18 protein-coding genes are annotated in these 22,167 nt (G+C 39.0%); 8 read left to right on the forward strand and 10 right to left on the reverse strand.

Features of this window, described 5'->3' with window-relative positions; genetic code table 11:
- Positions 1-78: 78 nt before the first annotated feature.
- The 5 genes from H6G77_RS09195 to H6G77_RS09215 all read right to left on the reverse strand — a co-directional run bounded on the left by H6G77_RS09195 (position 79) and on the right by H6G77_RS09215 (position 8,234).
- On the reverse strand, positions 79-5,448 hold the full coding sequence (locus H6G77_RS09195) for an ATP-binding sensor histidine kinase (protein WP_190871394.1): 5,370 nt from the start codon (positions 5,446-5,448) through the stop codon (positions 79-81).
- Positions 5,449-5,545: 97 nt separating this feature from the next.
- Positions 5,546-5,899 carry a phenylpyruvate tautomerase MIF-related protein gene (locus H6G77_RS09200; RefSeq protein WP_190591262.1) on the reverse strand — a complete coding sequence of 118 codons (354 nt, stop codon included), beginning with the start codon at positions 5,897-5,899 and terminating at the stop codon, positions 5,546-5,548.
- A 271-nt stretch (positions 5,900-6,170) separates the two neighbouring features.
- The gene (locus H6G77_RS09205; RefSeq protein ID WP_190871395.1) at positions 6,171-6,767 is read right to left on the reverse strand and encodes a Uma2 family endonuclease; all 597 of its coding nucleotides are present in this window, start codon (positions 6,765-6,767) and stop codon (positions 6,171-6,173) included.
- Positions 6,768-6,842: 75 nt separating this feature from the next.
- Complete coding sequence (locus H6G77_RS09210; protein WP_190591260.1) at positions 6,843-7,370, reverse strand: 2TM domain-containing protein; 528 nt, start codon at positions 7,368-7,370, stop codon at positions 6,843-6,845.
- Positions 7,371-7,427: 57 nt separating this feature from the next.
- Positions 7,428-8,234, reverse strand: a complete 807-nt coding sequence (locus H6G77_RS09215) for a creatininase family protein (protein WP_190591259.1) — start codon at positions 8,232-8,234, stop codon at positions 7,428-7,430.
- Positions 8,235-8,352: 118 nt separating this feature from the next.
- Between H6G77_RS09215 and H6G77_RS09220 the strand changes: the two genes are divergently transcribed.
- A complete protein-coding gene (locus H6G77_RS09220) occupies positions 8,353-9,060 on the forward strand; it encodes an ROK family protein (RefSeq protein WP_190871396.1) in 708 nt (235 codons plus the stop codon).
- Between the two features lie 263 nt (positions 9,061-9,323).
- On the opposite strand, the gene H6G77_RS09225 is transcribed toward H6G77_RS09220, so the two are convergent.
- Both H6G77_RS09225 and H6G77_RS09230 read right to left on the reverse strand, forming a co-directional pair.
- Positions 9,324-9,716: a hypothetical protein gene (locus H6G77_RS09225; protein WP_190591257.1), complete on the reverse strand. Its 393-nt coding sequence runs from the start codon at positions 9,714-9,716 to the stop codon at positions 9,324-9,326.
- A 663-nt stretch (positions 9,717-10,379) separates the two neighbouring features.
- On the reverse strand, positions 10,380-10,634 hold the full coding sequence (locus H6G77_RS09230) for a hypothetical protein (RefSeq protein ID WP_190871397.1): 255 nt from the start codon (positions 10,632-10,634) through the stop codon (positions 10,380-10,382).
- Positions 10,635-10,813: 179 nt separating this feature from the next.
- On the opposite strand from H6G77_RS09230, the gene H6G77_RS09235 reads away from it, so the two are divergent.
- Positions 10,814-13,555: a HEAT repeat domain-containing protein gene (locus H6G77_RS09235; protein ID WP_190871398.1), complete on the forward strand. Its 2,742-nt coding sequence runs from the start codon at positions 10,814-10,816 to the stop codon at positions 13,553-13,555.
- A gap of 348 nt (positions 13,556-13,903) precedes the next feature.
- Here the strand turns inward: H6G77_RS09235 and H6G77_RS09240 are convergent, their stop codons facing one another.
- Positions 13,904-14,761 carry a peptidoglycan recognition family protein gene (locus H6G77_RS09240; protein ID WP_190871399.1) on the reverse strand — a complete coding sequence of 286 codons (858 nt, stop codon included), beginning with the start codon at positions 14,759-14,761 and terminating at the stop codon, positions 13,904-13,906.
- A 302-nt stretch (positions 14,762-15,063) separates the two neighbouring features.
- On the opposite strand from H6G77_RS09240, the gene H6G77_RS09245 reads away from it, so the two are divergent.
- The 6 genes from H6G77_RS09245 (at position 15,064) to H6G77_RS09270 (ending at position 20,363) form a co-directional block, all read left to right on the forward strand.
- Positions 15,064-16,200, forward strand: coding sequence for a sulfate ABC transporter substrate-binding protein (locus H6G77_RS09245; protein WP_190871400.1), 1,137 nt, complete (start codon positions 15,064-15,066; stop codon positions 16,198-16,200).
- 106 nt (positions 16,201-16,306) lie between these two features.
- Positions 16,307-17,185, forward strand: a complete 879-nt coding sequence (gene cysT, locus H6G77_RS09250; RefSeq protein ID WP_190672133.1) for a sulfate ABC transporter permease subunit CysT — start codon at positions 16,307-16,309, stop codon at positions 17,183-17,185.
- Entirely contained in the window at positions 17,172-18,017 is an 846-nt protein-coding gene (gene cysW, locus H6G77_RS09255; RefSeq protein ID WP_190871401.1) for a sulfate ABC transporter permease subunit CysW, read from the forward strand. The genes cysT and cysW overlap by 14 nt, the downstream gene beginning before the upstream one ends.
- Before the next feature lie 453 nt (positions 18,018-18,470).
- The gene (locus tag H6G77_RS09260; protein WP_190871449.1) at positions 18,471-19,592 is read left to right on the forward strand and encodes a Rid family detoxifying hydrolase; all 1,122 of its coding nucleotides are present in this window, start codon (positions 18,471-18,473) and stop codon (positions 19,590-19,592) included.
- Between the two features lie 202 nt (positions 19,593-19,794).
- Positions 19,795-20,061, forward strand: coding sequence for a type II toxin-antitoxin system ParD family antitoxin (locus tag H6G77_RS09265; protein WP_190672126.1), 267 nt, complete (start codon positions 19,795-19,797; stop codon positions 20,059-20,061).
- The gene (locus H6G77_RS09270; protein WP_190871402.1) at positions 20,058-20,363 is read left to right on the forward strand and encodes a type II toxin-antitoxin system RelE/ParE family toxin; all 306 of its coding nucleotides are present in this window, start codon (positions 20,058-20,060) and stop codon (positions 20,361-20,363) included. The genes H6G77_RS09265 and H6G77_RS09270 overlap by 4 nt, the downstream gene beginning before the upstream one ends.
- A gap of 163 nt (positions 20,364-20,526) precedes the next feature.
- On the opposite strand, the gene H6G77_RS09275 is transcribed toward H6G77_RS09270, so the two are convergent.
- Both H6G77_RS09275 and H6G77_RS09280 read right to left on the reverse strand, forming a co-directional pair.
- Positions 20,527-20,997, reverse strand: coding sequence for a hypothetical protein (locus H6G77_RS09275; protein WP_190871403.1), 471 nt, complete (start codon positions 20,995-20,997; stop codon positions 20,527-20,529).
- 389 nt (positions 20,998-21,386) lie between these two features.
- On the reverse strand, positions 21,387-22,121 hold the full coding sequence (locus H6G77_RS09280; protein ID WP_190591248.1) for a Uma2 family endonuclease: 735 nt from the start codon (positions 22,119-22,121) through the stop codon (positions 21,387-21,389).
- Positions 22,122-22,167 lie beyond the last annotated feature (46 nt).

Genomic DNA, 22,167 nt, shown 5'->3' on the forward strand with positions numbered 1-22,167 from the left:
TGATTACTATTCGCTTCAAATCTAACCGATGGTTTTTCGGATTTTTGAGAGAAAAAACACTGAAATTTACATAAATTCTCATCCAACTGGAATTTCCAGGATGAACTCTGCACCCTTTCCTGATTCCGAAATACACTCTATTTTACCTTTATGCTGTTCCACAACAATTTGATAGCTGGTAGTTAACCCAATACCTGTACCTCCACCTACTGGTTTAGTAGTGAAGAATGGATCAAATATCCGTGGTTTAACTGCTTCGTTAATTCCTATGCCATTATCTTGAATAGAAATTCGCACCCAATGGTGATTGATTGCTTGCGTGGTAATGGTAATTTGAGGTGCAGTTGGTAGCTGCGATCGCTCCTTAATCATCTCATGTAACGCATCAATCGCATTACTGAGAATATTCATAAATACTTGATTCATCTGCGAAGCATAGCAGTTAACTAAAGGCAACTGACCATAATTTTTAATCACTTGAATTACATTATTTTCAGTCTTACCCTTAAACCGGGGTTGCAGCAACATTAAACTATTATCAATTCCCTCATGAATATCTACAGGCTTCATATCAGCCTCATCCAAGCGCGAGAAATTTCTTAAACCCAGTACAATCTTGCGAATCCGGTCTGCACCCACTTTCATCGAAGATAGAATTTTTTGCAAATCTTCAATTAAAAATTCTAAATCAATTTCAGCAATAATTTGTTCTAGATTCGGTGTCACATTAGGATATTCTTGCTGATAAGCAGCGATTAATTCTAGTAAAGAATCAACATAATCACTTGCAGGTTCAATATTCGCATAAATAAAATTCACCGGATTATTAATTTCATGGGCTACACCAGCTACCATCTGCCCTAAACCCGACATCTTTTCTGTTTGGATGAGTTGTGATTGGGTACATTTCAGTTCATACAAAGTTTGTTCTAACCGCAGATTCTTTTCATTTAAATCTTGAGTCCTAGCGGCTACTTTTTCTTCTAGCTTGGCATATAGCTGGGCAATTTCTAAAGAAATCGCTGCTTGAGAAACTAACAGCTTTAGAATTTGCAGTCTATCGGGGGTAAATACACCTACCGTTAAAGTATTTTCTAAATAAATAATGCCAATTAATTGTCCTTGATTCAAGATAGGCGTACATAATATAGACTTTGGTTTATTGTGCAAAATATATGGATCAGCCGCAAAATGTCTGTCAGCACTCGCATCGTTGATTAATACATTTTCTCTGGTATGTGAAACATAATTAATCAAGCTCAAGGGAATATTTTTACTTTCTGTTGCTAAGGTTGATTGTATCTCGCATGATAGATGATTGTGACATTGCACCACAATTCTCAACTCATCATCCTCTTGCAACATCAATGCAGATTTATCTGCACCGACATTTTCGATAATTACCTGCATTAACTTTTGCAATAGCTTGTCTAAGTGAATTTCCGAAGCAATTGCTAAAGATGCTTGAGTCACAGTTTCTAAATCTAAAACATCTGATACATTTGTGGTATTAGCATCAACCGTGATTGGGCTGGTAAAAGAGTTAATTTGTGTATTTTTTATTTGATTGTTAATCACCTTAGCTAGTAGCTGATGATGGCGTTTTTCTAAATCGGCAACTTTGACTTTAGCACCCCAACGGGTATAACAGTAGTAAGCATCAATCAAATAAGGTTGAGCAATTTTTTCTTTACCACAAGCCAGATAAAATTCCGCAGCTAATTCATTTGCTATTGCTTCTTCTTGGATATATCCATTAACTTTAGCCCCTTGAACTGCACTTTCATATAATTCTACAGCTTGCCAATTATTACCTAAAACTCTAGCTGTTTCTGCCTCAATCAAATCATACTTGTGTTGAAAATTCATTGGTGCATTTTCAGCCCAAACTTTCATTTTTTGCTGATTGGCTAACACCTGCTGCATATATTCTGCTTTTTTGCTATCAGGCTGATTATGATAATCTGCTAACAAAGCCAAAGAATAGTAAAAATTATGTTTAGCAGTACCATATTGTCCGACAGCAGCTTGGATATATTGCAGCCCAATTACCGCATTTTCTACAGCATTGTGTGGCTGTTTAAATAAATAAAATAGTAAGGTTTTAATTAAAAATATATTAAATAAAGAAGTTTCTGTCTTTTTATCGAGACAATAGGCTAAATTTTCAGCGTGATTAAATAAACTACCATCTAATTGTTCTCTACTAGCATTCATATCCATTAAGTTTAATGCAAATTGTTGCCAGCCTCGCAACATAACTATTGCGCCATACTGCTCAAACTGACACATCCATAAATAATATTTTTCTAACTGGTTAAATACATTTGGTAGTTCTTCACCGACATAAATTAAATGTGAGTAATTATTAGAAGCAGAATAAAGTGCATATTCTATATCTCCTACTTCCATACCCAGTTGTAAACATTCTGCTAGGGGAGTAATTGTTTCTTGTAGATGAGATTTCCAGAATTTTACATTGCTATTGTACATCAATAAAACTCGACATTTAATTTCTCTCGAATCGACGTGATCGAGTAAATTTAATGCAGCTTCACCATAGCGATAACCTGCTTCAATTTCTAAATATAATGCACTGATTAACAAGCCATATAAAACATACCCATAAGCCGCAAACATCGAATTTCCATAGTTGACAGCAAGAGTAATAATTGTAAATATAATTGCTGGTAATAATCCGGGATTTGTGAAATAAGCCGCAGAAATCATATTAGTTAAAATTCGCATAGCGGCAAGTTTATCGGGAGCAGTCATCAATGGTAAATTAATTAAGTTAGTAACATCTAAATTTTGTGGTGGTGCTGACTCTAAACTAATTCCTAACAAATCTAATAACTGTAAGCCTGTATCTATAGCTAATTGCATCTGGACTTTGGAGGTATACATCTGCATGAGAATTTCATACACTTTTACTTGGTCGAGTAAATTAGCTGCTTGCTGACGAACTATATTGGCATAAATTTCTACTTGGTCAAAATTGATATTTAAATATTCGATTTCTACTGCTTCTGTATACAAATTCAGTGTTAATTGATACTGCGCTTGCCAACTATCCAAAGATAGTAATTCTAAGCCAACAGCTAAATATTTCTTAGCCGCTTCGTAAGCTGTGGCTGATTTTGCTTTGTGAACAGCAAGTAAATTTAGTTGCGCTAGTTCATCTTTTTCAGCTTGGGTGTGAATTAAAGCAATACCGACATTTAATTGGTTAACTATCTCAAAGATATTTTCTTCTAATTTTTCGGGTTCAGTGTTTTTGAGGAGTAGTTTACCAATGGTTACGTGTGTTGTCTTTTTATTAGCTTCTGGAATTAAATAATAAGCTGCTTGCTGTACTCTGTCGTGGAGAAACTTATAGGTAACATTGATATTATCTTGATTAATAATGGCTGGTGTCTGGTCAGTTGTTAATTCATCATTAGTAAATAATTTATAAATTTCATTTGTCGGCAAAATCAAGCCTTCTTTTAGTGCTTTCCACAAATCAGCAGAGGTTTCAACTAAGGATTTGTCCGAAACTATAGATAAGGTAGCTAAATCAAATTTATTGCCAATACAAGCTGCAATTTTCATGATTTCTTGCGTAGCTTGAGGCAGTTTACACAACTGTTTGGCTACAAACTCAACCACATCATCCTGCAAGTATAAAGCTTTGGCTTCGGTAATATCATATTGCCAGTTAGCAGTATGAAAGTTAAATGTGATTACTCCATCTTCATGTAATGATTTGAGTAATTGAGTTGTGAAAAATGGATTACCTTTAGTTTTGGCTAATACTAATTGAGTTAATTGTATAGCTTGTGTTTCGTGGCAATTGAGGGCATCAGCAATTAAGCAGTTAAGTTGCGTTTCGTCTAGAGGGTTGAGATGAATTTGATGAACAATGGCTTTGGCTTGATAAATATCATCTAAAGCCATCATAAATGGATGTCCAGGATAGACTTCGTTATCTCGATATGCTGCAATGACTAATAAATATTTTGTCTCTGTACCGCTTAATAGTAGTTGAATTAATTTTAACGATGCTGCATCTGCCCATTGTAAATCATCTAAAAAAATTACTAAGGGATGTTCTTGTGTGGCTAAAACTTGAATGAAGTTACTAAATAATAAATTAAAGCGATTTTGGGAAGCATTACCACTTAATTGAGTGACTTCTGGTTGTTGATCGATAATTTTTTCTAATTCGGGAATGACATCAATAATTACTTGTCCTTGAGTTCCCAAGGCTAATAATATTTTGCTTTTCCATGTTTGTAATTGAGCTTTAGTTTCTGTGAGTAATTGCCGCATTAAACTGCGAAAAGCTTGAACTAATGCTGAAAAAGGAATATCTCGCTGGAATTGGTCAAATTTACCAGCGATAAAATAACCCTGTTGGCGGACAATGGGTTTATGAACTTCATTGACGACGGCAGTTTTACCAATACCAGAAAAACCTGCAACTAACATTAATTCAATGTTGCCAAGGCTAACTCTCTCAAAGGCATCTAATAAGGTTTTAACTTCTATTTCTCTACCATAAAGTTTTTCGGGAATTAAAAAGCGATCGCTCCTATCTCGCTGTCCTAATTTAAATGGTATAATTTCACCTTGATGGCATAAATAATCTTGACAAACTTCTAAATCATGGCGAATACCTCTGGCAGTTTGATAACGTTCCTCTGCCGTCTTTGCCATTAATTTCATAATCATCTCAGCTAGTATTGATGGCAATGCAGAATTGATAGTTTTTGGGTTAATTGCTTCTTTAGCCAGATGACAATGTATGAGTTCTAAAGGATTTTGGCTATTAAAAGGTAACTTACCTGTGAGTAATTGGTAAAAAGTCACACCCAAAGAATAAAAATCAGTGCGATAATCAATTCCGCGATTCATTCTCCCTGTTTGTTCGGGAGAGATATAAGCTAATGTGCCTTCTAAAATATTCGGACTTTTAATTTCGGAGTTTTCTTTGGGTAATAAAGAAGAAATACTAAAGTCTATGATTTTAACTTCTTTAGTTGTGGGGTTAATTAAAATATTATTGGGATTAATATCTTTATGAATAATCCGATTTTGATATAAAAATTCTAGTGCCTGGGTGACTGCGATCGCAACTTTAAAAAAATCATCTAAACTTAAAATTTGACCTTGAGTATATTGGCTTAGAGAAATTCCCCCAAAGTCTTCTAAAATCAGTGCATAACTATTGCCATAAGTTTCTAAGCTATAGCATTTAACAATATTTGGATGTTCGAGATGGCGGGTAATAGAATACTGATTTCTAAATAAAATTAAATCTTGAAATTGGGGATATTCCGTATTTAACAGTTTGATAGCAACTGGGGTGTGGGTTTCTTTCTGTTCAGCACGGTAAACCCTCGTTTTAGGACTGTCATGAATTTTTTCAAAAATCTCATACCCAGGAATAAAAGTACTTACCATAAAGATAACCACAGGAGATACATTATAAGTAGTATTCCCGTGGGTATCTGTAATCTCACATCCGTGAGTAACTACAGCTATATAAATTTCTTAAAAACTAGCCAAAAGTTGTGCTGTTCCAACCCCACATCGCACCTTTAGCATCTGCAAACTCTATGTAAATGCGATTTTGGGGGACATCTAAAGCTTGATTAATTTGCTGGCAAAAATCCTGACTCATCGCTTGGGTTTGGTCTGGCTTCATAGAACCAATACTTTTAATCTCAATGTAACAAACCGGGTCTGTAGTCCCCGCAAAAGTCATGGGGACATCTGCTTCAAAAGCCGTCATGACATAAGATTCTGGTTTACCTAAATGCTTGGCTAATTTCCCTGATAAACTCTTGAGCATTGTCTCAACTTCAGCTTTTGCAGGCGCAGATACAGAAGTTTGTACTTTGATTAATGGCATAGCACTGAACTAGAGATTTACATTGTTCAGTTTATCGTAGACAGGTAGGGTAGGAGGCAGAAGGCAGTTCAGTTAAGAGAATAGTAGGTTGGGTGTAGCGATAGCGTAACCCAACAAAGTATGCGTGAATGTTGGGTTCCTTTCCTCCACCCAATTTTTATGAACAAACCACAGAGGCGCAGAGAGAAGTTGCGTGTGCAAGTTCCCCGCGTTGAGCAAACTTCGGGAGAACGCAGAGAGAAGAGAGAATACTTGATAATGTTGGGTTCTGTTACTTTGCCAAAGCTTGTTGAAAAGTTTTGATGGCATCAACGTGGTTCACCATATTAATGCAGCGTAGCAACAAATCCAAATCGATGCCTTTGACTTCTTCACTACTGGATATTCTTTCATAGTCTAGTGTGTCCCCGTTTTGCCGCAGGTGATACACTTCCAAAGCTCCATCTTCCCAAAACCACACTTCAGGAATTAACAGCCGCTTGTATGCTTCCAATTTGTTGATACCGCCACTGCTAAACACTACTTCAATTACTAAATCAGGGCGTACTCGACCAGGAGAAAGTTTATAAGATTTATCTGCTTCTCGCTTTACTCCACCCGCTTCATTTTCTAAAGTCATTGAACCAGTGGGAGTAAAGTCAAATCCTGCCATGAGCAGGTATATTTCTAACAATGCGCCGAGTCTTTCTTTAACAGTTTCGTGTGGTTCTCCTGGCATTCTGCGAATCTCCAAAACTCCATCTAAAAAAGACAGTCGATATCCTGGACGGTCTAATAACTGCTCAACTGCTTTAAATTCTCTCCAGGTGACTCCCTCAAACAACAGAGGTGATTCTTTTGCTGGTTTGGCGATGGCTGCTACGGTCATAACAAAGTCTCCAGTCTGTTTCCAGATGAGAAATAATTCCGGCTTGAGAAGGCAGGTTTTAATTTTAACTATGCTTTAAGTCTGCAATGACTTCAGCCATTTATTCACCAGTGTATTGGCAGTTTTCATGACTGTATTGAAGTTTTGTTTTAGCTGATGCTGGCGATACCATTTCTGAAAAGCGATTTCATAGGCTTCTCCTCTGGCATAAAAGTTATTCCAAAAATCCAGCCCAACTGTTAAACCCCAGAATAGCAAAATGCCCAGTGACCAATGAATATTCGGCAAAATAATCAAATAATTAGCTAATATTAAAAAACTATTGACAATTGCAAAATTTCCTAAACGTTTTTTAAATTTTGCAAGACGGTAAGCATCGAAAGCTTGGCGCTGTTGAATTTCATTTTGTTGCGATCGCCAGTCTTGTTCTGCCAATTGTAAAGACTCTGGTGATATGTCTAACTCACCCGCAATTTCTACGAGTAATTCGTAAGAAAACTCTTTTTCTTGGTTATCAGCTTGACGCGCGATCGCTAACTGAAGAATACGATGTACATCTTCTTGACTATAAGAATGATGGCTATTACTTTCAAATCCTGCCATAGTCTTGACTATTAATATATTTTTTAACGTGGGGTTACTATTTCTAGACTAGCAAATCTAGATTATGCTTTCTGGTAGCTTAAAAGCATAAATATCTTGGATGACTTGCACCCAACCGTCAGAGACAGATTCCAAGATGCGATCGCCTTTTTCTTTGCTGGCGGTTGTTGGATCACCAATCACGCCACTTTTACTGATATCTTTTGTTGTCCAAGATACTGGTAACTGTCCTTCCCAACTAATTAAAGTACTGTTTGGCTGTTCTGGTGGGTATTCAGCCACAGCTTTTTCGAGTTTTACCTGTTCTGGTAATATTGCCAACATAATGCTAGTTTCTGCATCTCCGGCGTGCATACCCAATTTGGCTTCTTTGGGTGTGAGCAATTCTTTGGTAATATTGGGCGCACGCCAAGTAAACAACGGAAATATTAAAAAGTCATCATACTTAACGTGTAAATCTCGCGCCGCCATTTGCATAATTTGGGGTTGTCCACCGTGGGAGTTCATCAACACCAACTTTCTAAACCCAGCCCGGTAAAGACTTTCCCCTACTTCCATAATTGTGGCTGTCAGGGTTTCGGAACTGAGGGTAATTGTGCCAGGAAAGTGCCAATGTTCGTTAGATTTCCCATAATACAGAGTCGGCAAGGCATACGCGGGAAGATTTGCATCTAATTTAGTCAAGGCTTTTCCCAAAACACCAACACCAATTGCTGCATCTACAATCAATGGTAAATGGGGGCCATGTTGTTCAATCGCCCCGACTGGTTGAATAATTACCACATTTTCTTTATTGGGCATATCTTGGATATCAGTCCAAGTCAGGTAAGGAAAAAAGCGTTCTGGGGGAATAAAGCTGTGCATATCACTGCGATCGCGTCATTTTAATTTTAGGCGTTGTGAAGAGTCTCAACACATCAGGATATTACCAGAAACAAAGAAGCATAATAGCCAAAGAACAAGTAGTAACAAGGAAGAATCAATGGTTGATGACAATGGCTCAATTCGCACTTTATCAGTTGATATTGGTGGTAGCGGTGTAAAGGCGATAGTTTTGGATATTACCGGAACTCCCGTTACAGATAGGGCGCGGGTAGATACACCATCCCCAGCTAAACCAGATGTTGTAATTAATGCGATCGCACTTTTAGCAGATTCTCAAGGTGATTTTCATCGGGTTTCGGTTGGGTTTCCGGGTGTAGTGCGCTGCGGAGTCACAGAAACAGCAGTTAACTTACATTCTGATTGGATTGGGTTTGATTTTGCTAAAGCATTATCCCAACGTTTGAATAAACCAGTCCGAGTAATTAATGATGCAGACATGCAAGGCTTAGGCGCGATCACTGGTAAAGGTGTAGAGTTAGTAATTACCTTGGGGACTGGCTTTGGTTCGGCTTTATTTGTCGATGGTAAACTTGTACCGAATATGGAAATGGGACACCATCAGTTTCGCAAAGGCCAGACTTACGAAGAACAATTAGGACGTGCAGCGTTACAAAAGTATGGCGAGAAGAAATGGAACAGGCGCTTAGAAAAAGCGATCGCTTCTTTGCAGCATTTATTTAATTATGATTGTCTTTATATCGGTGGTGGTGAAGCTGTAAAAGTAAATTTACAACTACCTTTAAATGTTAAACTCATACCCAATGTTACGGGTTTGTTAGGCGGAATTGCCTTGTGGCGCGATTAGTCTAAAGTCTGAAATTAATTAGTGGAGGATTTAGACTCACCACATAATTCATCCCACAAATATAGCAGTCCTAAATCATTTGTGAAGAACAAGATCCCCGACTTCTCAAAGAAGTCGGGGATCTGAGCCTCTCAATTTTTACATCTCATGTAAGATTGCTATATGCAGCGCCCCATTTTTAGCAGTTTTTTTAGATTTTTTATTGATGCCGATCGCAAAGCAATGGGCATCTTTTAGTATGAATAATGCCTATTTGTTGCTTGTTACGCCGTCTGTGTAGAAGCTAATTTTGAGTCTGCGGTCGATTTTAACCGGGTAATGGTGGCTTTACGAATGCGATCGCTTTTGCGTACTCCACCTGTCATTTCGTATTCTCGGCTGTCTTTGCCATACCTCAACACCACACCACTAACCAAGCGTTCCGAAGTTTCACGAATGGTCTTTTCCAGGGTTTGTATGTTTGCTTTGGCTGTATCAAGGGCAGTTAGCATCATATTATACTGGTCAAGCTCCTGGCGGAGTTGCTCTGTTAACTCAGTTAAATGGTTTAAACTGATGGAATCACCAAAGTCCAAGCTAGAATCAATTGATTTAAATCCGATTAATCTCTGTTCTGTTTTTTCTAGTACCGGAGAGCCTTTTTGTTTGCGTGGCATCAATGGATAGCCTTTACTAAACTTTATCTTTCTAGGGTGTCTCAATAGAGTAATTTATTGGTTCAGTAAAACTTACAAAATAAAATGTTTTTTGTAATAAGGTTTGATTACTAACTCAGTATTTTTACGACAAAAAATAATAAATCGTTGAAAACAGATTTGTGTTGTGAACGAATAGACTTGTGTTGTGAATGAATGAATTTGTGTTGTGAATAAATAGACTTGTATTTTGAACGAATAAACTTGTGCTGTGAACGAATAGACTTGTATTGTGAATGAATAAACTTGCGTTGTGAACAAATAAGCTTGTTCACTTGATTATTTATTTCAGGACTTACGCAGAATCATGAAAAAACGAACCACAAAGGGCGCATAGACGCGATAGCGGTTTCCCGCAGGGTAGGACACGAAGTTAAGAGGATTCGAGAGTGTTTTTGCGTAAGTCCTATATTTAACCTAAAGAAGCCCACCTCTTGCTAAAGCTATGGTGTACACACAAATCTGAAATAGCTGATTAACAAGGTTTTACCCCACCCTAACCCTCCCCTTGGAAAGGGGAGGGAACTAGATTTCTCTTTTTCCCCCCTTGGAAAGGGGGGACTAAGGGGGGTAATTTGATTTGTGTACACCACACCGTAGCTCTGCAAAGAGTTTCTTGTAATATTATTGCTCCTCAGAACGGCGATGTGTGGGTAACAAGCTCTTTTTCTGTTTCTCTTGCAAACTCCTAGCTTGTTTCAAGACTGGAATACACTGATTAATCATCCACATTAAAACCTCAATTGCTGAGTCTCTTTGCTGAAGGCGGTTTTCGGCATTTACGCCAATTAATATTGTTTGTATTAATAACAACACTGTAATGATTTGGCGATAAAACTTTTGACGTGTGCTTTGGCTTTGCTTATGCTGAGTTTTCATTTATTTACCTCACCTCAATTTCAAATCGAGGTTAAGGTTGGGATTAATTGACAAGTAAATTTCCCAAGCGTTGATTAAAAGCCGTTTAGAATCTACATAGGGTGCTTGGGAAAGATGTCTGGCTTGGGAAAGCACAGAACTTTTTAGAAAATTTTTTTCTTTTTGATGACGGTACTCACATGGAGCAGAAGGGGCGACATCTTAGCTACGATGCTGGTAGAAAACAAGCAAAAATATTGCTGTTTGCTTTACTGTCCTTTGTGGAAAATTCGGAAGAATCAAAGGACTGTAAAGCCGATTGGCAAGCGGGTACTGAGTTATGGGTAACGCATTCTACATTAGAAGGACTGGCAGAAGTGACGAAGAGGTATAACGACAGCTTAGAGCCTGAAGCAATTAGGAATGCGCTCAACTGTCTAATAAAGTTGAAAATTATTGAGGATAAACGCGGACAAACCAACGCCAAAACTAGAACAAACTCAAAAGTTTGGCTTTTCGCGCTTAAGTTTCCCAGCATCGATAAAGAAGAAAACCTGAATTGGTTGTTTAAGCAAGGTGGGGAATGGGATAAATGCCGAGAAGCTCAAAAAAACAACTCTGCTAAAATTCCCAAGACTCTGAAAGAAAAATCTCAGGGTGTTGATTGGCAAGAAAAATGCCGCGCTATGCTGGAAAAGTACAAGCGTCCCACCACAAATGAGTTCCTGTTTGCTGATGATGAGATGAAATTTGAGCTAGAGGAAATTCATGTACCTTTAGCATTGGTGGAGCGTAAAAAACCGAAGAATTGCAGCGATGATATTTCCGCAGAACAAGGTTCACGACTTTACGAACCGAGTTATGAAGAAAAGCAGCGATTTGAACATCAGGCTTTTTTAGAGCAAATTATCCGTGATGGTGTTGGTAAAACTCAAGGACACCGCATTGCATTAATTGGAGAACCGGGTGCGGGAAAAACTACTCAGTTGCAAACTATAGCTTTTTGGATATTAAACAATCATCTAGGTTTACCAATTTGGATTTCTTTGGCAGACTTGCAAGGAAAGAGGGTAGAAGATTATTTACTGCAAAATTGGCTGAAGAATGCTTTAGAAGTGGTGCGTGTAACAGAAGAACAGGAAAACTTTTTTGCAGATTTATTCAAGAATAATTTTGTGTGGTTGTTGTTGGATGCAGCAGATGAAATGTCTTCACCCCAACCATTAACCCAGATTTCCCAGCAATTGACGGGATGGGTAAAAAATGCGCGGGTTGTGCTGACTTGTCGAGTGAATGTTTGGGAAGCAAACGCCAATGCTTTAGAAAATTTTGAGACGTATCGGTTACTCAATTTTGCATATCCCCAACAAGTGCAAGAGTTTATTGGGCGTTGGTTTCACAACAGAAATGCAGACAAAGGGGAAAGATTATGGCAGGAATTAGATAAACCTGAACGTCAGCGCATCCAAGATTTAGTTAAAAATCCTTTGCGCTTGGCGCTGTTGTGTAGCACTTGGCAAAGTTCTGATAAAGGTTTACCGGAAACTAAAGCTGAACTTTATCAGCATTTTGTGGCAGAGTTTTACAGGTGGGAAAACCGCTTCCCTACCACCGAACAGCAGCAAGAGGAATTAAACGCAGCCTTGGGACGTTTAGCAAAACGGGCAATTGAGCAAGAAAAATCACGGTTTCGGCTAACACATAAGTTTGTGCGTGAGGTATTAGGCGATGCAAAACAGCCAAATTCTTTATTTTGGTTAGCGTTAAAGTTGGGATGGCTTAATGAAGTTGGACTGGCTGCGGAATCAGCAACGAAAGAGAAAGTTTACGCTTTTTACCATCCCACATTTGAGGAATATTTTGCAGCGTTGGCGGTTAAAAATTGGGACGAGTTTCTAAATCATGTTCCCGACAACCCCGCGCTAGGCGTTTATCGTATTTTTGCCCCGCAGTGGAAAGAGGTGATTTTGCTGTGGTTGGGACGTGAAGATGTGGGAAAGCAGAAAAAAGAAGAGTTTATTCAGGCGTTGATAGAATTTGATGATGGGTGCGGAGAATTCAGAGCTATTGATAGAGTAACAAAGGGATTTTACGAGTTTTGTACTTATTTTCTTGCTGCTGCGGCGGTTGATGAGTGGAAAAATTCTGTCAACGCAGATGCTATTGTAGCGAAAATAGTTAAATGGCGTTGTGGTGAGTTTAAGGTTGAACAAAACAAGTGGGTAAAATTTCTCATACCAATCCTACGGGGAGCAATAACAGCACTGCCTCAGACAAATTGTATAAAAGCGATTGATGCTTTGGTGGAGTTAATTGGCAATCCACAACTTGATGATGATACCCGAAAGCAAGTTGCATCAAGTTTAGGGGAAATTGGCTCTGGCAACCAAAAAGCAATTGATGTTTTGGTGGACTTCATCGGCAATCCACAGTTGGATGATTTTACCAGATTTCAAGCGGCATCTAGCTTAAAGAAAATTAGCTCTGCCAACCAAAACCAAAAAGCGATCGCTAGGCAAGCGGAATCAAGTTTAGGGGAAATTAGCTCTGGCAACAAAAAAGCGATCGCTGCTTTGGTAGAGTTAATCGCTAATCCACAACTGGATGATTTGACCAGATGGCAAGCAGCATCTAGCTTAGGGGAAATTGGCTCTGGCAACGAAAAAGCGATCGCTGCTTTGGTAAAGTTAATCGGCAAACCACAACTAAATGATTATACCCGATGGCAAGCTACATCTAGCTTAGAAAAAATTCTGTTAGAGAAACAGATGCCAAATGTTGTCACCGCGTTGAAGGATTACTTATCACCTGAATCTTACAAAAATAACTTTAAGCGATTTGATAATTGCTACAGAGTTATCTGGAAGTGCGCCCAAAGTATGCCTTACCCAGCTTTTTATCAAGCTTGGCATCAACAAGAGAAAGTGAAAGATGGAGAGTAGGAAAATTAATTTTGTGTGGTTATACCAATTTTTTATGAAGTTGCATAGAATTTGATACCCTTGAGCCTCTCTTGTTAAAGCTACCGTGTACACACAAGTCGAAAATAGGCAGTATGAAACGCATCCCGCCTAGAACTAAAGTTCCAGGCTGATAGCAAAAGTCTACTGAAGTAGACTGGAATTAATTTTTTTTGAGTCATCTTCAGATGACTTGCGCTATGAGACTCGGAATTCATTCCGAGGCGGGATAGATGCACTCAACGAACATTTCATTTATTTGTGTGTACACCGTAGCCTTGTAGGAGAAAGGTCAAAATGTACTGCACCCAACCAAGAACTGCTATATTATTACCCCTGCGCTCGATAAACTGGACTGATTTGACGATAGGTATTAAGTAAAACCAAGAATTTATCAAAATCAAAACTTACTGGGTCAACTTTTTGACCAGAACGGTCAACTTGTTGATGGGTAGTAATGCGGTCTTCAGGAACCTGACTTTGGGCAATTAACCAAGCTAAAGAATAATATTGGGCTTCGGTATAGCCGCTATGAGCTTTAATATAATTATCTCCCCGGCCATCGGGTGGGGTTTCTAAAGAAACATGATAGGCAAAATTATTTACAGATGGCGCTAAATTAGGATTAGTCTGCACAGTTTCAACGCCATTAAAGCTTTCAAACACTGAGTTAGCCGCCCCAAAAGCGCGTTTTTCTGGTGGGACTAAATAAACAACTGTGCCATCTAATTTAATTAAGGAATGATAACTTGCTTGGACACTTTCATCTTCGTGGGGTGTTTGAAAGAAATTAATCGCACTGTCCGCAGAATAACCAGTTTCATGGAGTACGATAATAGCTGGATTGGTGAGTGTGACACCGTAAATATCTTGAGTGTAGCGATCGCCATAATTACTAGGGTCTACTATGGCAATCTCATATCTTGGTTGATATTTCGCAAAAGCCTCTGTAGTTCGATATCTGCCAAGATTTTGCCTGGGAATGACTGGAGACTTGGCTGATTGATTTTTAGAAGATTGCAACTTTACTTGAGGATATTCACTCCAAGCTGTCGTCATCTCTTGATTTGATGAGGTGGTTTGATGGATTTTTGCTTGGTTAATTTTGCCAATCAACAGTGCCACACTCAAAGCAGTAAACACTAGAGAAATTAATAGCACCCTGGTTGCCCATTCTCTAAAACTCATGTTGGCAGATTTCAGAATACAGCTAGAAACATCTTAATCGAAACAATAATACCAATTCATCTGCCAGACAGCCCCAATGCGACTTATTTCAAGAATAAATAAAGTCTCCCTCCCTCATCAAAACTACTTAAGTATTTTTAATTGCCAACAAAACTGTTACAATCTCCCTATTGTCGATAGAGAATATGAATTTTTTATTGAGTTTGCAATTAAACATTACTAATACGTGCAATCATCCAGTACCATAAATCGTATATAACCATATATACATCAGTTTACCGTAGATTGAGAGGAAACACGGAATGAAATTTTGGCAGCATCCCCTGAAGCAAATTCAGAATAGACCATATCGGTTCAGACTCAATTCACTCAAAGGTTTTGTATCACTCACCTTAGTAGGAGCTATTTTGAGTGTGGCGCTGGCCGCCTGCTCTGGTGGAAATAGCAGTAGTTCTGGTGATGGTACTACACCTGCTGCTAGTCCTGTTGCAGCAAATAAATCCAATGTGGAAATCACCTTAGTTTCCTTCGCGGTGACTAAAGCTGCTCACGAAGCAATTATTCCCAAGTTTGTAGAGAAGTGGAAACAAGAGCATAATCAAACTGTCACCTTCAAGCAAAGTTATGGTGGTTCTGGTTCGCAAACTCGCGCCGTCATCGATGGTTTAGAAGCAGATGTAGTTCACCTAGCATTGGCTGGAGATACAGAAAAGATCCAGAAAGCCGGATTGATTGAGGCAGGATGGGAAACTGAAGTTCCCAATAACGGTATTGTATCGAAATCCGTTGCGGCGATCGTTACTCGTGAAGGTAATCCGAAAAACATCAAAACTTGGACAGATTTATCAAAAGAAGGCGTAAAATTAATTACCGCCGATCCAAAAACATCTGGTGTAGCCAAATGGAACTTCCTAGCACTGTGGAACGCAGTCATTAAAACTGGCGGAGATGAGGCTAAAGCCACAGAATTTGTCACAAAAGTGTATAATAACGTACCAATTTTGACCAAGGATGCCCGTGAAGCAACTGACGCATTTTTCAAACAAGGTCAAGGTGATGCCTTAATCAACTACGAAAATGAAATTGTGTTAGCTGAACAGAAGGGTGAAAAAGTAAATTACATCGTTCCTGATGTAAATATTTCTATCGATAACCCAGTTGCTGTGGTAGATAAAAATGTTGATAAGCATGGTAATCGAGAAGTAGCAGAAGCTTTTGTGAAATATCTCTACACTCCAGAAGCACAGCAAGAATTTGCCAAATTGGGATTCCGACCAGTTGATGAAACTGTAGCCCAAAGCAAAGAAGTCAAAGACAAGTTCCCCAGCGTTAAAACATTAGGCACAGTCAAAGATTACGGTGGTTGGAGTGAAATTGACAAGAAATTCTTTGCTGAGGGCGGTGTTTTTGACAAGATTCAAGCCCAAAAGAAAAAGTAACTAGTCAAGAGTCAATGGTCAAGAGTCAATGAACAATAAACGGACATCAAGGCTTTATTGTTCAACGACCAATGACCAATCACACAGGATAAATTGATATTTTTTTATGGCTGTATCTTCCCCGTCATCACCTCAAGACATTGTTGCCGAAACTCCTGTTTGGAAGAAATTTCTGCATCAGTTGATTAATTTGCCTTGGACATGGCGCATTACTTTGGCGTATCTAACATTCATGTTGTTTTTGCCAATAGCAGCTATGTTCTTAAAAGCCAGTACCGAACCACCTGCTAGGTTTTGGGAAATTGCCACTAGCGATGTTGCTTTGGCAACTTACAACGTAACCTTTGTGACATCCATAGGGGCGGCGTTGCTCAATGGTGTATTTGGTACTTTAATTGCCTGGGTTTTGGTGCGTTACGACTTTCCTTTAAAAAGGATAATTGATGCCACAGTAGATTTACCCTTTGCCCTGCCAACTTCTGTAGCGGGTTTAACATTGGCAACAGTTTACAGCGATAATGGCTGGATTGGTTCACTGTTAGCGCCTCTGGGAATTAAAGTATCATTCACTCGCTTGGGTGTGGGTGTAGCCATGATATTTATTTCCCTACCTTTTGTGGTGAGGACTGTCCAACCTGTATTGCAAGAAATGGAACATGACATTGAGGAAGCGGCTTGGTGTTTGGGTGCTTCCCAATGGCAAACCTTTTTGAAAGTCATTTTACCGCCTTTATTTCCGACAATTTTGACGGGTGTTGCTTTGGGTTTTTCCCGTGCAGTTGGTGAGTATGGCTCAACAGTAATTATTGCTTCTAATACACCCTTTCAAGATTTAATTGCGCCGGTGTTGATTTTCCAGAGATTAGAGCAGTATGACTATTCTGGCGCGACTGTGATTGGGATGGTGTTGTTGACAATTTCTTTAATACTGCTGTTGGCAATTAATTTCTTACAAGCGTGGGCGAGAAGATATGACAGTAAATGAGCCAAGATTTAACCCCAAACAACAGAAAAGTTGGGTTCCGACAGTTTTAATTGGCATTGCCATTGGTTATTTAGCATTAATTCAATACATCCCAGCAATTAACGTTTTTGTCCAAGCCTTTAAAAAAGGAATAACCCCGTTTTTTGCCAACTTAACCCACCCAGCGTTTCTCCATGCAGCTTGGCTAACCTTAATATTGGCGTTAATTGCTGTACCGTTAAATACCGTTTTTGGCTTGTGTGCAGCTTGGGCGATCGCACGACATAAATTCCCTGGTCGTGCCATAGTTTTAAGTATTATCGACCTACCCTTTTCTATCTCTCCCGTAGTTGCTGGGTTGATGATTGTCTTACTCTATGGCCGCAACGGCTGGTTTGCCCCTTTTCTCCAAGCTCATGATATTAAAATTATCTTTGCCTTTCCGGGAATGGTATTAGCAACCGCTTTTGTTAGTATGCCCTTTGTCGCACGAGAAGTCATTCCTGTATTAGAGGAATTTGGTAGTGACCAAGAAGAAGCAGCTAAAACCTTGGGTGCAAAAGATTGGCAAATATTTTGGCGCGTCACCTTACCTAGCATTCGTTGGGGATTACTTTACGGCATAATTTTGACCAACGCCAGAGCAATGGGCGAATTCGGTGCTGTTTCGGTAGTTTCTGGTAACATTGCTGGCAAAACTCAGAGTTTACCCTTGTTTGTCGAAGATGCTTACAAGCAATATGAAACTGAAGCTGCCTTTTCTGCGGCTGTACTCTTGGCACTGTTAGCAGTCGTCACATTAATACTGAAAGAAATTTTAGAACGCAAAACGCGCATCAAAGACGTTGAATGAATGCTTTGAGATAAAGCGTTGACTTTGATGAGTAATGAATAGCTACGGTGTCCACACAAGTCGAAAATTCGCAGTCTTAAACCTATCCCGCCTTGAACTAAAGTTCCAGGCTGATAACCAAAGTCCACTCAAGTGAAGTGGAATGAGTCTTTTGTTGAGTCCTCTTGAGAGGACTTGTGCTATGAGACTCGGAATTGATTCCGAGGCGGGATAGATGCACTCAACTCGGATTTGGATTTGTGTGTACACCGTAGTCTTTTGAAGGGGAGGTTCAAGGAGATCAGATTTTATGCAGCTTCATAAAAAATTGGTATAAGTCCTAACTTATTACTCATTACTTACTTGTTCCCTGTTCCCAGCGTTGTGGTTTGATATCATCTCCGCAGAGAGAGTAATACTGGTGACATACAACCATTGCGATTATACTGTGTCAGTGGTAGTCAATGGTGCATTATGGATGCTGAGGAACTTTTAGAAAGATATGCAGCAGGATCACGACAATTTCACAATGGAAATCGCCAAGGTATAGACCTTCAAGGTGCGGATTTAAGTGAAATAGACTTACTTAGAGCAAATTGGAATGGCGCGGACTTGAGTGAGGCAATCCTCATTAATGCAAAACTTAATAGCACTAGCCTCAGTAGAGCATCCCTTGTTAATGCAAATTTGACTGGAATAGATGGTTCTTCAATAAATCTTAGTTTGGCAGACTTAAGTGGTGCGGACTTAAGTTGTGCAAATTTAAGCAATGGAAATCTTAGCCAAGCAGATTGTACTGAAGTAAATTTTACTCAAGTCAAGTTTTTGGATACAAATCTTCACGGTGCTAATCTCCATAAGGCTAAACTTCGGGGAGTTACTTTAGAGAAATGTAATTTATCAGAGGTAAATCTAACTGAGGCAGATTTAGTTAGAGTTTTCTTGGGACAAACAAACCTCAAGAAAGCTTGTTTGCAAGGAGCAAATTTAGAGAGGGCTTGTTTGGTAAATGCAAATTTAATTAAAGCAAATCTCAACGGTGCAAATTTGAGGAAGGCTGATTTAACTGGGGCGAATATTTATGGAGCCAGCTTTATAGATGCTGACCTAACTGGTGCGATAATGCCTGATGGAGAAATTTACAAACCGATCGCCTCTGAGGTAGAAGTCGGTAAACAGGTAGTATCACCAGAAAAAGTAATATCTATGACACGACAAGTTATTAATACTGATCAAGCACCTGCACCAGTGGGGCCGTATAATCAAGCGATCGCAGCTTCTGGTCAAATGATATTTGTGGCTGGACAAATTGCGATCGATCCTCGACTCGGTGATGTTGTTTACACAGATGATGTCAAAAAGCAAACTGAGCAAGTATTAGCAAATTTAGAAGCAATTTTAAAAGCTGCTGGGGCGACTTTTGCCAATGTCGTCAAAACAACAGTGTTTTTAGCTGATATGAATGATTTTGCTGCCGTGAATGCGGTTTATGCTAAATACTTCCCTGAAGATACAGCCCCAGCGCGTGCTTGTGTTCAAGTGTCGCGTTTACCAAAAGATGTAATGGTAGAAATTGACTGTATCGCAGTGGTTTGAAACTGATACAGCGTTTTCCGGTTGAGTGCAATACAAGTTAATAGGGGATAGAGGCTAGATAAATGTAGCTCATTAGAATGAAAAACGCTGTAGATTAGCTCATAACCTCAACTTCTATGAAAAGTTGGGGTTATACAGTTGTTTTAATTCCTAAACTGTTTCTGGAGTTAGTACTATTTAAATAAAGCTAATTGCAACAATTATGAATATCCAACTTAAGCCAGAACATGAGCAATTTATCCAAGCTCAAATCGCTAGTGGCAGATTTACTAATGCAGATGAGGTTATTGATATAGCATTTCAACTGCTAGAGAAACTAAATACTGACTACATTTCGTGGATAGAAGAAACTCGGCACAAAGTTGATGTTGCAATTGCTGAAATTGAACGAGGGGAAGGTTTGGATGGAGAAACAGTAGTTATGGAAATACTCGACAGGTTTCAAAAGGCGCGTGAGGGTACGGAATGAGCCGATATATTATTGCGCCATCTGCCATTCGTGATTTAAATGATATTGCTAATTACTTTCTTGATAAAAATTTGGAAGCTGGCGAAAGAATCTTTAGAGAATTTCATAATAAGTGTCAAAAATTGGCTCAATTTCCCAATATGGGGCGTAGCTATGCTCATGTTAAAGATTCATTGCGTGGTTTACCACTAAATGGATATATCATTTTGTATCAAGTTATTGATGATGGAGTCACTATTTTGCGAATTGTTAGTGGTCGTCAAGACTTAGAAAGTTTATTTGCAGAACTAGATGATAACTAAGAGATGACTTATTAAAGTAAACCTTAAATTTTAGGATGCTTTATGGTAACGCTTAACACACCGAGAAAGATACTGCGTTACGTCCAATTCTCAGAGAATTGCGTTTGTTCAGATTCCCGACTTCTTTGAGAAGTCGGGGATCTTGTTTCTCACGGAGGTTTGCTTACTCATAAGTGTAGCGATCGCGCGGCAGGGGTTTTGTTAAAAATCTCGCCAGCCATGCTAAGGCAATTATCCATAAACCGACAGATATTGGTCTGATTTGATTTTGTAATTGCAAAATTTCCGTATCACTAAAACTACGATTGAGCAATTGGAATGCAAAAAGAAAAGTTACAACCCAAATAATGATCCCAATCGGAGTTAGTATTGCTAATAATTTAACTGTTTTATTTACCTTTCTATAATTCTGCCAGCGTAAAGCTATCCAACATCCAAGCACTTCTCCAATCCACCAACCTAAAAATTGACCCATTAAAGGTGGTATAATACCCTCTAATTCAGCATTAGGCATAAATTTAATTACGTATTCTCTACCTAAATAACCACCTAAATATAAAAGTGGCACAGCACCGATAAAACTACCGATAATTGCTGCTAAATATCCGCTTTTGTTGTTTTTAGATAACTGCATATTGACCAGAAAACCGATAATTAATACTGAATTAAGATTGTTAGTAATTGAACAACTGAATTTAGAGGTAATTTTTGTTGCTCAATGCGAAATAAGTTTCACTATCCTATTTAATTTGTGAGCGCAAATTATCGAGGATGGCTATAGATCCAATATCAATTAAGCAGTTTCCGGAACTGAAATAATACAGACAGAGTAAACCCCACTGTTCATACCATTTCACGAAATTACTGATAGAAATCGCTTCCTCTGCAACTCTGCTTCTGGTCGCCGAGCGAAGTCGAGGCGCTACTTGCATATCCGTATCATTTTTAAAGTGAAATGGTATCAGATAAGGAAGAGTGGGGTGCGGGATTAAAGCTTATGTTATGGAAGTATTGACCAAAAATTTAATCTTGTGGTTCAATACCTGCTGCTCGTAATTGTGCTGCTAGTCTTTCTGCACGTTGGCGTTCTTGTTCTGCACGTTGGCGTTCTTGTTCAACTAACTCAGAACCCCACAATAATAATTGTCCATTTTCATCCCACCAGCGCAACCAATAACCTGTACGATTTTCATGTGTACCTTGCCATACACCAAGGTAAAGATTCATGTCGGCTATCAAGTAATGTTGGTTTTCGTTAGGACTTTGTATGGCATACCTACCTGTGTTGTTATCTAACAAATAAACCTCTAAGTTACCACTGGCTGGTTCAAAAATTGCATAGTTTGGTACTTTTAAAATGCACTCGTAAAAAAACCATTTACCAGGGGGATACGTTGGTTTGATGGAATATTCTCCGCCATCTTTATCAGAGAGAAATTCAATCACAATTATGGGGATGTCTCCTTCTAATTGCGGCGTGTAACTGCGAATTACTTCTTCTCTGCTGACTGTAATGTTAGGAATATATGCCCAATCTGGTGCTTTGACAACTGTTGCACCGTTTAAAGTGGCGCAAATGCCGTAATTTGTTGGTGTCAGCGCATTAACTGGGAGTTTTCCTGCTAGTTCTAGGCTTTGGGTTAAGGCTGCGGCTAAGGCTGGTTGGTTGATGTTGTCCACTGGTTCATCAGGCAGAATATAATCTTCGGGTAGTTTTTCCCAAGTGATTTGGTAGGTTTGGGTGATGGTGGCTGTCATATTTGCTAGGGAGTTGGGAGTTGGGAGTTGGGAGTGGGGAAGAAAG

The sequence above is a fragment of the Aulosira sp. FACHB-615 genome, assembly GCF_014698045.1.
GTDB lineage: Bacteria > Cyanobacteriota > Cyanobacteriia > Cyanobacteriales > Nostocaceae > Nostoc_B.

What these genes read in the sequence shown, in the direction of transcription:
- H6G77_RS09195 (WP_190871394.1), bottom strand. Translation starts at nt 5,448, where the DNA reads ATGGTAAGTACTTTTATTCCTGGGTATGAGATTTTTGAAAAAATTCAT.
- H6G77_RS09200 (WP_190591262.1), bottom strand. Translation starts at nt 5,899, where the DNA reads ATGCCATTAATCAAAGTACAAACTTCTGTATCTGCGCCTGCAAAAGCT.
- H6G77_RS09205 (WP_190871395.1), bottom strand. Translation starts at nt 6,767, where the DNA reads ATGACCGTAGCAGCCATCGCCAAACCAGCAAAAGAATCACCTCTGTTG.
- H6G77_RS09210 (WP_190591260.1), bottom strand. Translation starts at nt 7,370, where the DNA reads ATGGCAGGATTTGAAAGTAATAGCCATCATTCTTATAGTCAAGAAGAT.
- H6G77_RS09215 (WP_190591259.1), bottom strand. Translation starts at nt 8,234, where the DNA reads ATGCACAGCTTTATTCCCCCAGAACGCTTTTTTCCTTACCTGACTTGG.
- H6G77_RS09220 (WP_190871396.1), top strand. Translation starts at nt 8,353, where the DNA reads ATGGTTGATGACAATGGCTCAATTCGCACTTTATCAGTTGATATTGGT.
- H6G77_RS09225 (WP_190591257.1), bottom strand. Translation starts at nt 9,716, where the DNA reads ATGCCACGCAAACAAAAAGGCTCTCCGGTACTAGAAAAAACAGAACAG.
- H6G77_RS09230 (WP_190871397.1), bottom strand. Translation starts at nt 10,634, where the DNA reads ATGAAAACTCAGCATAAGCAAAGCCAAAGCACACGTCAAAAGTTTTAT.
- H6G77_RS09235 (WP_190871398.1), top strand. Translation starts at nt 10,814, where the DNA reads ATGGAGCAGAAGGGGCGACATCTTAGCTACGATGCTGGTAGAAAACAA.
- H6G77_RS09240 (WP_190871399.1), bottom strand. Translation starts at nt 14,761, where the DNA reads ATGAGTTTTAGAGAATGGGCAACCAGGGTGCTATTAATTTCTCTAGTG.
- H6G77_RS09245 (WP_190871400.1), top strand. Translation starts at nt 15,064, where the DNA reads ATGAAATTTTGGCAGCATCCCCTGAAGCAAATTCAGAATAGACCATAT.
- cysT (WP_190672133.1), top strand. Translation starts at nt 16,307, where the DNA reads ATGGCTGTATCTTCCCCGTCATCACCTCAAGACATTGTTGCCGAAACT.
- cysW (WP_190871401.1), top strand. Translation starts at nt 17,172, where the DNA reads ATGACAGTAAATGAGCCAAGATTTAACCCCAAACAACAGAAAAGTTGG.
- H6G77_RS09260 (WP_190871449.1), top strand. Translation starts at nt 18,471, where the DNA reads ATGGATGCTGAGGAACTTTTAGAAAGATATGCAGCAGGATCACGACAA.
- H6G77_RS09265 (WP_190672126.1), top strand. Translation starts at nt 19,795, where the DNA reads ATGAATATCCAACTTAAGCCAGAACATGAGCAATTTATCCAAGCTCAA.
- H6G77_RS09270 (WP_190871402.1), top strand. Translation starts at nt 20,058, where the DNA reads ATGAGCCGATATATTATTGCGCCATCTGCCATTCGTGATTTAAATGAT.
- H6G77_RS09275 (WP_190871403.1), bottom strand. Translation starts at nt 20,997, where the DNA reads ATGCAGTTATCTAAAAACAACAAAAGCGGATATTTAGCAGCAATTATC.
- H6G77_RS09280 (WP_190591248.1), bottom strand. Translation starts at nt 22,121, where the DNA reads ATGACAGCCACCATCACCCAAACCTACCAAATCACTTGGGAAAAACTA.